We start from the raw sequence: 13,362 nt of genomic DNA, 5'->3' as shown, positions 1-13,362 counted from the left end.
CCGTTTGCTGCCCGCCACCCTATGGGGGCCCCACAGGCCCGGCGGCACGCGACGCGCCGGGCGTCAGGCCGTCGTGGCGGCCGTCACAGCCTCCCCCGCGGCCTTCGCGGCTTCCTTCACCGCGCCGGCCACCGCGCCCGCGACCTTCTCGTTGAAGACGCTGGGGATGATGTAGTTCGCGTTGCGCTCGTCGTCGAGGACGACGTCCGCCAGGGCGCCGGCCGCGGCCAGCATCATGTCCGTGTTCACCGTACGGGACTGGGCGTCCAGCAGGCCGCGGAAGACGCCCGGGAAGACCAGCACGTTGTTGATCTGGTTCGGGAAGTCGGAGCGGCCGGTGGCCACGACGGAGGCGGTCTGCCGCGCGATCGCGGGGTCCACCTCGGGGTCCGGGTTGGCGAGTGCGAACACGATCGCGCCCTTGGCCATCTTGGCCACGTCGTCGCCGTCGAGGACGTTGGGCGCCGAGACGCCGATGAACACATCGGCGCCGACGATGGCCTCCTTGAGGGTGCCGGTCTCGCCCTCCGGGTTGGTGTTGTCGGCGATCCAGCGCAGCGGCGAGTCGGGGTCGGCGTCGACGAGGTCCTCGCGGCCCGCGTGCACCACGCCGTGGATGTCGGCGACGACGGCGTGCTGGACGCCGGCCGCGATCAGCAGCTTGAGGATGGCCGTGCCGGCGGCGCCGGCGCCGGACATCACGACCCGGACGTCCTCGGTCTTCTTGCCCACCACGCGCAGCGCGTTGGTCAGCGCGGCCAGCACCACGATGGCGGTGCCGTGCTGGTCGTCGTGGAAGACCGGGATGTCCAGGGCCTCGCGCAGCCGGGCCTCGATCTCGAAGCAGCGGGGCGCGGAGATGTCCTCCAGGTTGATGCCCGCGAAGCCGGGGGCGATGGCCTTGACGATCTCCACGATGGCGTCGGTGTCCTGGGTGTCCAGGCACAGCGGCCAGGCGTCGATGCCGGCGAAGCGCTTGAAGAGGGCTGCCTTGCCCTCCATGACGGGCAGCGCGGCCTTGGGGCCGATGTTGCCCAGGCCCAGCACGGCGGAGCCGTCGGTGACGACCGCGACGCTGTTGCGCTTGATGGTCAGGCGGCGGGCGTCGTCGGGGTTGTTGGCGATGGCCTGGCAGACCCGCGCGACACCGGGGGTGTAGACCATGGACAGGTCGTCACGGTTGCGGATCGGGTGCTTGGACTGCATCTCGATCTTGCCGCCGAGGTGCATCAGGAACGTACGGTCGGAGACCTTGCCGAGCGCGACACCCTCGATGCCGCGCAGCTTCTCGACGATCTCGTCCGCGTGGGCGGTGGAGGTCGCGGCGATGGTGACGTCGATACGGAGCTTTTCGTGGCCGGAGGCGGTCACGTCGAGGCCGGTGACGGAGCCGCCCGAGGACTCCACGGCCGTGGTGAGCTGGCTGACCGCCGTACCGCTCGCGGGAACCTCCAGCCGCACCGTCATCGAATACGAGACGCTAGGCGCCGTTGCCATGGCCGACTTCCTCTGCTTTCCCTTGTTTCTCTCTGCGCGCCGCTCCGGGGTCCACGAGGGGACCGGGCCGGAGCGCGAGGACCGATCGTCCCACCTACCAGCCGGTACACGGTAACCAGCCACCGTTTCCGGAAATGTTCTTCCACATTACGAGAGAACATCGGCGGGCGGAAGACCCGGCCGCCAACCGCGGATGAACGCGGATGAACGGTGCGCGAACGGCGACGGGGCCGCGTACGAACGGCGACGGGCGCCTTCCGAAGTGCTCGGAAGGCGCCCGTCGGGGTGCTTCAATGACACCGACCCGCCATGCTCGCCTCGCGGCAAGTGGTCGCTCGTAGCGACTATGGTTGGGCCCGGGGGCTTGGATCGGGCCGGTGCCACCACCAAGGCTAACAAACCATCCCTGGAAGCGAATCCCGTCCCGCCACCTTCTTTCCCGGCGGCGCGGGGACTCCCCCGCCCGGCCCTGCGGGACTCCCCCGCCCGGCCCCGCGCAGTGTCCGCCGTTCAGTCCCTCAACAGGTCCGGCACCCCGTCCTCGTCCGGCTCGTCCCGCGCGCCGGACAGTACGGTCAGCTGCTGGGTGGCCCGGGTCAGCGCCACGTACAGCACCCGCAGCCCGGCCGGCGACTCGTCGGCGATCTCGGCGGGCGAGACCACCAGCGTCGCGTCGTACTCCAGGCCCTTGGCCTCCAGCGAGCCCAGCGCCACCACCCGGTCGCCCAGGTCCGCCAGCCAGCGGCGGGCCTCCGCGCGGCGGTCCATCGCCACCACGACGCCGACCGTGCCGTCCACCTCGTCGAGCAGCAGCCGGGCCGCGTCCCGTACGGAACCGGCCAGGTCGGCGCCGTCGGCGACCACGAAGCGCGGGGTCAGGCCCGTGGAGCGGACCGCCTCCGGCGCCGTCATGCCCGGCATCGCCAGCGCCAGCACGCGCGCCGCCAGCTCCGCGATCTCCGCCGGGTTGCGGTAGTTGACGGTGAGGGTGAAGCGGCGGCGGGGGCGGGTGCCCAGCGCCTCGTCGCGGGCGACGGCGGCCTCGTCCGGGTCGGACCAGGACGACTGCGCCGGGTCGCCGACCACCGTCCAGGTCGCGTGCCGGCCGCGGCGGCCGACCATCCGCCATTGCATGGGCGTCAGGTCCTGCGCCTCGTCGACGATGACGTGGGCGTAGTCCGTGCGCTCCTCCTCCAGGCGCTCGCGGCGGCTGCGCCCTCCGCCGGACATCCGGTCGGCGTACGTGCTCAGCTCCTCCAGGCCGCTGAGCTGGTCCAGCGGGTCGGCCTCGCGCGGCTTCGCGGGCCGCGCGGGCGTGCCGAGGATCAGCTGGAGCTCGTCCAGGAGCGCCACGTCGTGCACCGACAGCGGCCCCTGGCCCCTGGCGTCCAGGCGGCCCAGGGAGCGGGCCAGCCGGCGCGCCTCGCGCTGGTTGAGCACCCGGCGCGACCAGCGGGCCAGCCGCCGCTCGTCGGCCATGGCGGCCAGGACGCCGCGTGGGGTCAGCTCCGGCCACCAGGCGTTCAGGAAGTCCTGGAAGGCGTCCTCGGTGATGATGTCGTCGTCGAACGCCTGGCGGGCCTCGGCGGCCAGTTCGGGGTCCGTGTAGCGCTTGGGACCGCCGGACTTGGACCACAGGGCGTCCAGGATGAGGCGGCGGGCGCGCGGGCGCAGCAGGTTGACGGGCGCGGTGCCGCCGAGGGCGGACTGCCGGATGCGGTGCAGCTCGTTGGCGTCCAGTTCGATACGGGCGCCGAAGACGACCACCCGCAGCCGGTCCGGCGGGCCCGCGGGAGTCGCCGTCTCCTCGTCCTCCTCGCCGAAGGCGAGCTGGCCGTCGGCCGGCGCGGTGCCGGCGGCCCCCGCGGACGCCGTCCCGGCCAGTTCCAGGGCCCCGCGCGCCGCCTTGCGCAGCAGTTTCTGCATCCGGCTGGAACCCTTGATGCGGGCCACGGCCGGGGAGTCGTACGCGGTGGCCTCCGCACCGTCCACCAGGGAGCCCAGCGCCCGGATGGCGACCTGGCCCTCCTCGCCGAGGGACGGCAGGACGCCTTCGGTGTACGCGACGAGCAGCGGCGTCGGGGAGACGATGAGGATGCCGCCCGCGTAGCGGCGGCGGTCCTGGTAGAGGAGGTAGGCGGCGCGGTGCAGGGCCACCGCGGTCTTGCCGGTGCCGGGGCCGCCCTCGACCTCCGTGACGGAGGCGGCGGGGGCCCGGATGACCATGTCCTGCTCGGCCTGGATGGAGGCGACGATGTCGCGCATCATGTGGCTGCGGGCCCGGCCCAGCGCGGCCATCAGCGCGCCGTCGCCGACCGCGGGCAGCTCTTCGCCGTTCAGCGTCGCGGTGATCTCCGGGCGCATCAGGTCGTCCTCGACGCCCAGGACGCGGCGGCCCTTGGAGCGGATGACCCGGCGGCGTACGACACGGCCGGGGGCGACCGGGGTGGCCCGGTAGAAGGGGGCGGCGGCGGGCGCGCGCCAGTCGATGACCAGCGGGCTGTAGTCGGCGTCCAGCACGCCGAGGCGGCCGATGTGCAGGGTCTCGGCGATCTCGGCGCGGCCGTCGGCGATCGCGCCGTCGGCGGGCTCGACCGAGGTGTACGCGCCGTCCGGGCCCTTCTTGCCGTCCTTGCCGAGGAGCAGGTCGATCCGGCCGAAGAGGAAGTCCTCGTACTCGTAGTTGAGCCGGTTCAGGTGGGCGCCGGCCTGGAAGACCTGGGCGTCCCGCTCGGCGAGCGCGCCGGGCGTGCCGACCTGGCCGCGTTTGGCGGCGTCGTCCATGAGGAACTCGGCCTCGTGGATCTTCTCCTCAAGACGCTGGTAGACGCGGTCGAGGTGTTCCTGTTCGGACGCGATCTCGCGGTCGCGGATGCTGTCCGGCAGGGCGTCGTCGACGGAGTCCGGCGCGTGCGTGGCATTCTGCGCGGCCACCCAGGCCCCCTTCTTCTGTGCGTAGGGCAGCCGTCAACCGTACGCGAACCGGGCACCGGGCGCACCTGACCCAAAGGACGAAATCACCACCGGGCGGGACCAAACCGGGCAGCCCGGGTGGCCATTGCGCACGGAATCAGCGGCTCCGTTCTGTTATGGGTGCAGGGATGGGCCCTGGTCCGGGAGGAAAGGGGCCGGGAGGCGGGACCGCAGGCTCCGCGCGGGCGGCGGCCGGTGGCGCGTGGCCGGTCAGACCTTGATCTGGGCCAGCCGCCTGCCGTCCAAGGTGCGGACCTCGAAGCGGTCGATGTTGGAGCGGTTCATGGCCGAGCCGCCGTGGGTGTAGAGGGGTTCCTTGTTCCACTTGGCGGCGCCGTCCTTGAGACCGTAGCCGCCCGGGGGCACCGCCCAGGTCGTCACGGTCTGCTCGGCGCCGCTCTTGCCGATGGCGACCAGATCGCAGGTCAGGGGGCCGCGGACGTTGCCCAGCCGGAGGGCGACGTGGGTGCCCCAGGGCTTGCGCTCCATGGAGACGCTGGCGGCGACCTTGGTCACCGGGTCGACGGTGCCGGCCTTCTCGCCGTGTTCGTACATCGTGCGGGCGTAGCTCGCCAGGTGCTCGGGGCTCTCCTCGGCGCCCTGTGAGGTCAGCGCGTACGTGGCGAGGGGGCCGCCGGCGACGAGCACCGCGGCGGCGGCGACCAGGTACAGGCGGCGCCGGCGCCGGACCCGGCGGGCCGCGCCGGCCTCGGCCAGCAGCCCTTCCAGGACGGCGGGGCCGGGGACCGCGACGACCGCCTCCGCGTCCGGCGCGGACTCCCTGACCTCGGCGAGCAGGGGCGGCAGGTCCATCAGGTCGTCCAGTTCGGCGGCGCACCGGTCGCAGCCGGCCAGGTGCTCCTCGAAGCGGGCCGCCTCGGCGTCGTCCAGGACGCCCAGCGCGTAGGCGCCGACGTCGGTGTGTTCCACGGGTTCGCTGGGCCGCGTCACGCCGTCACTCCTCGTTCTTCGAGCGAGAGCTTCAGGGAGCGCAGCGCGTAGAAGACGCGGGACCGCACGGTCCCGGCCGGCACGTGCAGCACCTCGGCCGCCTCGCTGACGGTACGTCCCTTGAAATAGGTCTCTATCAGGGCCTCTCGGTGGGCTTGGCTGAGGTCGCCGAGCGCTTCGGTGATCGTCATCAGGCGCAGGGCCCGGTCGATCTCGTCGGCGGCCGGCATCGATTCCAAGGGGGCGGCGTCGACCTCCTGGGGCCGGGCCTGACGGCTGCGGTGGCTGTCGATGACGATGCGCCGGGCGACGGTCACCAGCCAGGGGCGGATGGAGCCGGTCGCGTGCTGGAGCCGGTCGGCGTTGCGCCAGGCCCGCAGCAGGGTCTCCTGCACCACGTCCTCCGCCCGGTGCCGGTCGCCGGCCACCAGGCGCAGCACGAAGGCGAGCAGCGGGCCGGCGTGCTCCTCGTAGAGGGCCCGCATCAGCTCCTCGTCCGGCGCCGTACTGTCTGCCACGACGGCATCCTTGCGCACGCCAACTCCCGGGTCGATAGCGCGGATCGGACAATCGCTGCGCATGCGTATCAGCACCCACGCGTGTCGCCGGTGTCACAGCGGTCGCCGTCCGCACCGTCGTTCACCTCGTCCCGCCGCCCGCGGCTGGGTTCGCGCATGTCCGGCCTCCTCGTCTCGCATCCCGTACCGGGCCAGGCCCGTTCAGCCAGCAGTACGGGTACGGAGGGGCGCCGACTCAGTTCCGTACGGGCGGAATCGGTGGGTGCCGAAGGAAAACGCGCGCAGGGGCCGCCGTACGCCCGTACGCGCACTCGTGCGGACCGCGCTCAGCGGACCCCGGCGACCGGCGCCCCGCCCACCGCCTGCGCCTTCGCGTCCGCAACCGCGCCGTCGGCCCGGCGGGTGGCCCGCCTGCGGTGGCGCGCCACCCGCTCCCGGTTGCCGCACACCTCGCTGGAGCACCACCGGCGCCGCCGGCCGCGCGAGGTGTCCAGATACACCAGGGTGCAGCTCTCGCCCTCGCACTGCCGCAGCCGGCCGCGCTCCGACGCGTCGGTCAGCATCCCTATGGCGTCCCGCGCGACCGCCGCCAGCAGTCCGGCGCAGTCGGGCGGCCCGGTGAACGCCCGTACCAGGGCTCCGTCCTCGGCGCGTACGGCGCGGGCGGGCGGCACCGCTGCGGTGGCGGCCGCGTTGAGCAGGCGCAGGTCGGCTTCGGCGGCCCGGCCGCACAGTTCGTCGTGGACGACGCGGCGCAGCAGTTCGCGCAGCATCCGGAAGCGTACGACCCAGCCGCGGTCGACGGCGCCGAGCTGGGCGCTGCCGGGGACGACGCCCGAACCCACCAGCCAGGCCGCCAAGTGTTCGGGGCCGGCCAGGCGTTCGGCGGAGCGGCCGGTCGTGGCCATCAGGTCGAGGCAGATCCGCCCGCAGTCGAACCGCAGGTCAAAAGGCGCCGCCATGTGCCCGTCACTCTCTGGGAGACAACCCTTGCCCTATCAGAGTGCCCGGCACGGCCCGGGGCCGGAACCCTCGGCACCGCCGCACGCCACACCGCACGGCGTCTATACATCGCATGTATACAGCTGTTGTATAGTCCGGGGCATGTCGGCCAAGACCCTGATCAAAAACCGCGCCAGCCTGTCGCACAAGGTCCGTTACGCCATCAACCACCCCGATCGCATCGCGCCGTACCTCAAGCGCACCGCCCGGGACGGCTGGCTGCGCCTGAAGCACCCCGACCACATCGCGTACTACCGCGCCGTGATGGCCTCCGACGCCGGCCGCAGCCCGGAGGCGGCGGTCGGCAGCCGCAGCCACGAACGGTGGCTGGCGCTGGGCGAGATGCAGTTCGGCTACCTGAAGGAGCACGGTCTGCGGCCGGAGATGCGGATGCTGGACATCGGCTGCGGCAACCTGCGGGCCGGCTGGCGCTTCATCGGGTACCTCGACAGCGGCAACTACTACGGCATCGACATCTCCCCCGACATCCTCGTCTCCGCCAAGAAGACGCTGGTCACCTACGAACTCCAGGACAAACTGCCGCATCTGACGGTCACCCAGGACCTGACCTTCGACTTCCTGCCGGACGCGCACTTCGACGTGGTGCACGCGCACAGCGTCTTCTCCCACTCGCCGCTGTCCGTCATCGACCAGGGCCTGCGGCACGTCGGCCGCATCCTGGCGCCGGGCGGGTTCTTCGACTTCACCTTCGACCGCACCGAGGGCGCCGAACACCAGGTACTGCGCGAGGACTTCTACTACCGCACCGAGACGCTGCTCGCGCTGGCCCGCAAGCACGGACTGGAGGCCCGGTTCATGGAGGACTGGGAGACCCGGCCGCACGGCCAGTCGAAGATCCGGGTGACGAACCCGGCGTAGCGGCAGTCGGGCGAGCGTCCGGGCACGGCTTCACGGGACAGGGCCGGACGCGTGCGTACAGGGCGCTACGTCACACGTCGCCGTACTTGGCCCCGACCCGTGGATCCAGCGCCAGCCGGTACCCCCGCTTGACCACTGTCTGGATCAGCTTCGGCGCCCCCAGCGCGCTGCGCAGCCGGGCCATCGCCGTTTCCACAGCGTGCTCGTCCCGTCCGGCGCCCGGCAGCGCGCGCAGCAGATCGGCGCGGGAGACCACCCAGCCGGGCCTGCGGGCCAGCGCGCGCAGCAATGCCATCCCGGCCGGGGGCACGGGCCGCAGGTCGCCGTCCACCAGAACGGCCTGCCCGCGCAGTTCCAGCCGCCGCCCGGCGATCGTCAACGGGCGTGTGCGGTGCGGCAGTTCCTGGCACAGGAGCTGGACGAGCGGGCCGAGCCGGAAACGTTCCGGCTGGTACGTGGTCACCTCGTGGGCCTCCAGCGGCAGCGCGGTGACCGGTCCGACGCAGGCGGGCATGACGTCGTGCCGCAGCGCGTGCAGCAGTTCGTCGCGCATGCCCCGCTCCTCCGCACGGCGCAGCAGCGAGGTGGCGGCCGGCGCGCTGGTGAACGTGACCGCGTCCAGGCCTCGGGTGACCGCGGCATCCAGCAGCCGGTCGACGGGCCCGATGTCGGCGGGCGGCATCCACCGGTAGACCGGGACGCCGACCACCTCGGCGCCGCCCGCGCGCAGCGACTCGACGAAGCCGGGCAGCGGTTCGCCGTGCAACTGGAGGACCACCCGCCGCCCGCGCACCCCCTCCTCCAGGAGCCGGTCCAGCACCTCCGCCAGCGATTCGGACGCCGGCGACCAGGTCTCCGTCAGCCCGGCGGCGCGGATGGCGCCCTTGACCTTCGGGCCGCGGGCGAGCAGTTCGACCGCGCCGAGCCGGGTGAGCAGCGCCGCGCCGAGCCCCCAGCCCTCCGCGGCCTCGATCCAGCCCCGGAAGCCGATCGCGGTGGTCGCGATCACCACGTCGGGCGCCCGGTCGATCAGGTCCTTGGTGGCGGCGAGCAGTTCCGCGTCGTCCGGCAGCGGCACGATGCGCAGCGCGGGGGCGTGCACGACCTGGGCGCCGCGCCGTTCGAGCAGCGCGCCCAGCTCCTCGGCGCGGCGGGCCGCGGTCACCCCGACCGTGAACCCGTCCAGCGGCCGGACCTCGGGCCCGGTCCGCGACCGGCCGTCGCGCTGCCGCCCGCCGTCCTCTTCGCCGTGCCGCGCGCCGTCGCCCCGCCGCTCGTCGTGCTCGTGCTCGCCCTCGTCCATCGTCCGTCCCTGGCTCGTCCCGGCTCCGGTGCCGCCGGGCACCGGTGGTGATCCGAGCCTGCCAACCGCCGGTGACAGGCTCGCTCCCGCAGTATTTCCCAGCTGTTACGGACCGCTGCCGGCACCCGCCGCCCCGCGCGTCACACCTCCGCGAGCGCGGGCTCGGACGCCTCCGGTTTTCGGACGGGACCGGTGGGCGCCGCGCGCCTCAGGTATACGGCCCAGGTCACCGCGGAGCACAGCGCGTAACAGCCGAGGAACGCCACGAACGCCGGGATGCCCGTCCCCGCCGCCTGGAACGCCTGCCGGAAGGCGAGGTTGATGCCCAGCCCGCCGAGCGCGCCGACCGCGCCGATCAGGCCCATCGCGGCGCCGGACAGCCGCCGCCCGTGGGCCGCCGCGGCCGCTCCCGTCAGACCCTTCGCCAGCGCCTTGGCGTGGAAGATGCCGGGGATCATCTTGTACGTGGACCCGTTGCCGAGCCCGGACAGCGCGAACAGGGCGACGAAACCGGCGAGGAAGACGGGCAGCGAGTGCCGCGCGGACGCCAGGATCACCACGCCGGTCGCGGCGGCCATCGCCGCGAAGTTCACCAGGGTGATGCGGGCCCCGCCGTACCGGTCCGCCAGCCGGCCGCCCACCGGCCGTACCAGCGAACCGAGCAGCGGCCCGATGAAGGTCAGCGACGCCGCCTGGAGGGGCGTGCGCGCGAACTGGGTCTGGAGGACGAGGCCGAAGGCGAAGCCGTAGCCGATGAAGGAGCCGAACGTGCCGAGGTAGAGCAGCGAGACGATCCAGGTGTGCGGGTCGCGGGCCGCGTCCCTGGCCGCGCCGGTGTCGTTGCGCACCGGCCGCAGATTGTCCATGAACAGCGCCGCCAGCACCGCGGCGGCCACGGTCAGCGGCAGGTAGACGGCGAGCAGGAGCCGGGGGTGCGACGCGCCCGCGGTGGCGATGACGAGCAGGCCGAGCAGCTGGACGACGGGCACGCCGAGATTGCCGCCGCCCGCGTTCAGGCCGAGCGCCCAACCCTTCTTCCGTAGCGGATAGAAGGAGTTGATGTTCGTCATGGACGAGGCGAAGTTGCCGCCGCCGACCCCGGCCAGGGCCGCGACCAGCAGGAAGACGGGGTACGGGGTGCCCGGCCGCAGGGCGAACGCCGCGGCGGCGGTGGGGACCAGCAGCAGCGCCACGCTGAACACCGTCCAGTTGCGCCCGCCGAACCGCGCCACCGCGAAGGTGTACGGCACCCGCAGCACGGCCCCCACCAGCGTCGCCACCGCCACCAGGAAGAACTTCCCGGCCGCGTCGATCCCGTACTCCGGCCCCAGGAACAGCACCAGGACCGACCACAGGCTCCACACGGAGAACCCGATGTGCTCGCAGAGGATGGAGAGCACCAGATTGCGCCGGGCGATCCGCCGCCCGTGCTCCGCCCAGAACGCCGTGTCCTCCGGGTCCCACCGTTCGATCCAGCGGCCCGCCCCCCGCGCGGGGAGACGCGGAGGAGATCCGTCCGTGGCCGTTCCCGTGTCTGTCATCGCGCCTCCCAGCTCGCGGTATGTCGCCGTACCTGGACGCTAGGGAGGGCGCGTTTCCCCTCTGTGGCGGTGCGTGACCACCGCGAAACCTTGCTCTCACCGCGCCTGGGAGCGCGCGGTGAGCGGTCCGCACTCCGGCGGCGCACAACCGCCGGAGGTTACGCCAATGCACCCCGCACGCCCCCGACATCACTCGTTAGGGGCAATGGCAGGCGGCGTGGACGCTGGCAGCATCTTCCCCGAAAGCGCTGCGTAATCGCACGAGCACCCTGTGTGTTCGACCGTGCGGCACGGCTAGGAGAGCGGCACGGCTGGGAGAAGGGACCGAACCGATGCGGGAAGCGCCGGAAGCGAACGAGACGGCCGAATACGAACCACCCGAGCTGGCCGAGGCCGGTGCTTTCGCCGAGCGGACACTCGGCTTCACCGGTGAACTCTCCGACAGCTGGGGCGGCCAGCACAGCACCTTCTGGTGACGCCCGGGTGCGGGCCCGCCGACGCCTCCAGCCATCCCTCCCCGCATTCCCGGCCGGGCGGCGTCGCGGTCCCGCCCCAGACCGGCGGTCCCTGCCCGGGCGTGCACCGCCCGTCCCGGCAGGGGCCGCCCCCACCGACGCGGACGGCCGGCCGTCCGGCGCCGCGGGCCCAGCCGCCCCGCGGCACACCGGCCGCCGCGTCCGGCCCACCCGTCCCGATCCCCGTCCCCACCGAACCAGGAGCGCCGCCCCTGTCCCCGCCGAACCGGAGCGACCGAACCGGACCGACCGGACCGACCAACCGTCACACGCCCGAACCGCACGCCCAGGGTGGTAAGTCATCGTGGATTTCGTCATCTTCCCCGACCATCCCGCGACCGATCCGCTGTGCCTGTGCCTGAGGCGCGACCCCACCGTGCGGACGGTGCGCCACCCCTCCGGGCGCCCCTGGATCATGGGGCACTGGGCCGATGACGAGGTCGTGGCGGCCGAGGCCGGACCGGACCGGCTGCTGCTGTTCGGCACCACCTCGGCCGACGCCGGAACCCTGGACCGGCTGCTGCGCCGGCTGCGCGGCCCGGACGACCTGGACAGCCGGGTCCGCGAACTCCCCGGCAGCTTCTTCCTCCTGGCCGTGATGGGCCCGCACATCCGCTGCCAGGGCAGCCTCTCGACGATCCGGCAGGTCCACCACGCGGGCATCAACGGCGTGACGGTCGCGGGCAGTCATCCGCAGGACCTGGCCGCGCTGGCCCGCGAGGCGGCCGCCGCCGGCCTGCCCACCGGAGCGCCGGGCCTCGGCTCGGTCGACGCGGACACCCTGGCCCTGCGGCTGCTCACCCCGTTCCCGCCGTTCCCCCTGGCCCACCGCCCGGCCTGGCGCGCGGTCCACGCCGTGCCTCCCGGCCACTGCCTGACCCTCGGCCCCGACGGCCGGCACGGCATCACGCGCTGGTGGCATCCCCCGCGCCCCGACCTCTGGCTGGAGGACGCCGCCGAGGCCGTACGGGACGCGCTGACCGAGGCGGTGCGCGCCCGGGCCCGCCATCCGACGCTCAGCGCCGACCTGTCCGGCGGCATGGACTCCACCAGCCTGTGCTTCCTCGCCGCCCGCGAGGACACCCGGCTGATCACCACGGCCTGGGTGTGCCGCGACGAGGCCAACGACGACAACGCCTGGAGCGAGCGCGGCGCGGCCCTGCTCCGCTCGGCGGAACACCTGTCGCTGTCCCACACCGAAGCGCCCACCTGGTACGCGCCACCGCGGTCCGCGCACGCCGACCCGGCCGGCCCGCTCGCCGTGGTCCGCGAGAGCGTCCGCCTCGCCCATCAGGCCCGGCTCGTCGCCGCCCGCGGCTCCCGGGTCCACCTGGTCGGCGTCGGCGGCGACGAGCTGTTCGCGCCGCGCCCGGTGGCACTGAACTCCCTCGCCCGTACGGATTTCCGCTCCGCCGCCCGGCGCGCGTGCGCCGCCCGCCGCCTCGGCCGCTGGACGCTCGTCGACACCCTGCGCACGCTGTTCGGCGGCGCCCCGTATCCCCAGTGGCTGGAGTCCTGCGCCGACCGGATCGTGCCCGGCGTGCGGTCCGGCGTCAGCGGCGCCGACTGGGAGGTCGTGCCCAGCATGCCGGCGTGGGCCCATCCGGACGCGGTGGCCACCGTCCGCCGCCTGGTGCGCGAGGCCGCCGCCGGGGAGCCCGAGCCGTTCGCGCCGCTGCGCTCCCAGCACGAGACGCTGCGGGCCGCCGCGCGCGCCGGGGAGATCGTGCGCGGCGCGGCCGCGCTGACCGGCCGGCACGGCGTCGCCTTCGAGGCCCCGTTCCTGGACGACACCGTCATCGAGGCGGCGCTGACCGTCCGCCTCGTGGACCAGGTCGCCGTCGGCTCGTACAAGCCCCTGCTCGGCGCGGCCATGGACGGCATCCTGCCGGACGCGCTGCGGACCCGCGGCACCAAGGGCGAGCACAGCGCCGAGGTCTACGCGGGCCTGCGCCGGCACCGCCGCGCGCTGACCGCGCTCTGCGACGACTCGCGGCTGGCCGGGCTGGGCCTGATCCGCCCCGAGGTGCTGCACACGGCCCTCACCTCGCTCCAGCCCCACTCGCACCTCCTGCAACCCCTCGACCCCACCCTGGCGGCCGAGTACTGGCTGCGCTCCCTCCAGGAGACGCAGGCCCCCGTCCCGTCCCGTCCCACCGTTCCCGCCGCGGAAGGAGCCTGAG

The 13,362-nt window shown here is 73.6% G+C and carries 10 protein-coding genes; 3 read left to right on the top strand and 7 right to left on the bottom strand.

Annotated elements, in window-relative coordinates:
- Positions 1-63: 63 nt before the first annotated feature.
- The 5 genes from CP984_RS25310 to CP984_RS25290 form a co-directional block, all read right to left on the bottom strand.
- Complete coding sequence (locus CP984_RS25310; protein ID WP_030183285.1) at positions 64-1,497, bottom strand: NAD-dependent malic enzyme; 1,434 nt, start codon at positions 1,495-1,497, stop codon at positions 64-66.
- A 510-nt stretch (positions 1,498-2,007) separates the two neighbouring features.
- Positions 2,008-4,431 (bottom strand): HelD family protein, encoded by a 2,424-nt coding sequence (locus CP984_RS25305; protein ID WP_004571955.1) that lies wholly within the window; start codon positions 4,429-4,431, stop codon positions 2,008-2,010.
- 249 nt (positions 4,432-4,680) lie between these two features.
- Positions 4,681-5,421 carry an anti-sigma factor family protein gene (locus tag CP984_RS25300; RefSeq protein ID WP_004571956.1) on the bottom strand — a complete coding sequence of 247 codons (741 nt, stop codon included), beginning with the start codon at positions 5,419-5,421 and terminating at the stop codon, positions 4,681-4,683.
- Complete coding sequence (locus CP984_RS25295; RefSeq protein ID WP_078575623.1) at positions 5,418-6,002, bottom strand: sigma-70 family RNA polymerase sigma factor; 585 nt, start codon at positions 6,000-6,002, stop codon at positions 5,418-5,420. Before CP984_RS25295 ends, CP984_RS25300 begins: the two co-directional genes overlap by 4 nt.
- Before the next feature lie 263 nt (positions 6,003-6,265).
- Positions 6,266-6,901, bottom strand: a complete 636-nt coding sequence (locus tag CP984_RS25290; RefSeq protein WP_004571958.1) for a CGNR zinc finger domain-containing protein — start codon at positions 6,899-6,901, stop codon at positions 6,266-6,268.
- Positions 6,902-7,043: 142 nt separating this feature from the next.
- On the opposite strand from CP984_RS25290, the gene CP984_RS25285 reads away from it, so the two are divergent.
- On the top strand, positions 7,044-7,820 hold the full coding sequence (locus tag CP984_RS25285) for a methyltransferase (protein ID WP_004571959.1): 777 nt from the start codon (positions 7,044-7,046) through the stop codon (positions 7,818-7,820).
- Between the two features lie 70 nt (positions 7,821-7,890).
- Here CP984_RS25285 and CP984_RS25280 read toward each other — a convergent pair whose 3' ends face one another.
- Both CP984_RS25280 and CP984_RS25275 read right to left on the bottom strand, forming a co-directional pair.
- Positions 7,891-9,123, bottom strand: a complete 1,233-nt coding sequence (locus CP984_RS25280; protein WP_004571960.1) for a uroporphyrinogen-III synthase — start codon at positions 9,121-9,123, stop codon at positions 7,891-7,893.
- 140 nt (positions 9,124-9,263) lie between these two features.
- On the bottom strand, positions 9,264-10,664 hold the full coding sequence (locus CP984_RS25275; protein WP_004571961.1) for a nitrate/nitrite transporter: 1,401 nt from the start codon (positions 10,662-10,664) through the stop codon (positions 9,264-9,266).
- Between the two features lie 332 nt (positions 10,665-10,996).
- On the opposite strand from CP984_RS25275, the gene CP984_RS25270 reads away from it, so the two are divergent.
- Entirely contained in the window at positions 10,997-11,140 is a 144-nt protein-coding gene (locus tag CP984_RS25270; protein ID WP_106434792.1) for a lasso RiPP family leader peptide-containing protein, read from the top strand.
- Between the two features lie 343 nt (positions 11,141-11,483).
- A complete protein-coding gene (locus CP984_RS25265; RefSeq protein WP_003986506.1) occupies positions 11,484-13,361 on the top strand; it encodes an asparagine synthase-related protein in 1,878 nt (625 codons plus the stop codon).
- Position 13,362 lies beyond the last annotated feature (1 nt).

This window comes from Streptomyces rimosus, from assembly GCF_008704655.1.
Classification (GTDB): Bacteria; Actinomycetota; Actinomycetes; order Streptomycetales; family Streptomycetaceae; genus Streptomyces; species Streptomyces rimosus.
The sequence above is the reverse complement of the archived record's forward strand: the minus strand, read 5'-3'. Positions and strand labels throughout refer to the sequence as shown.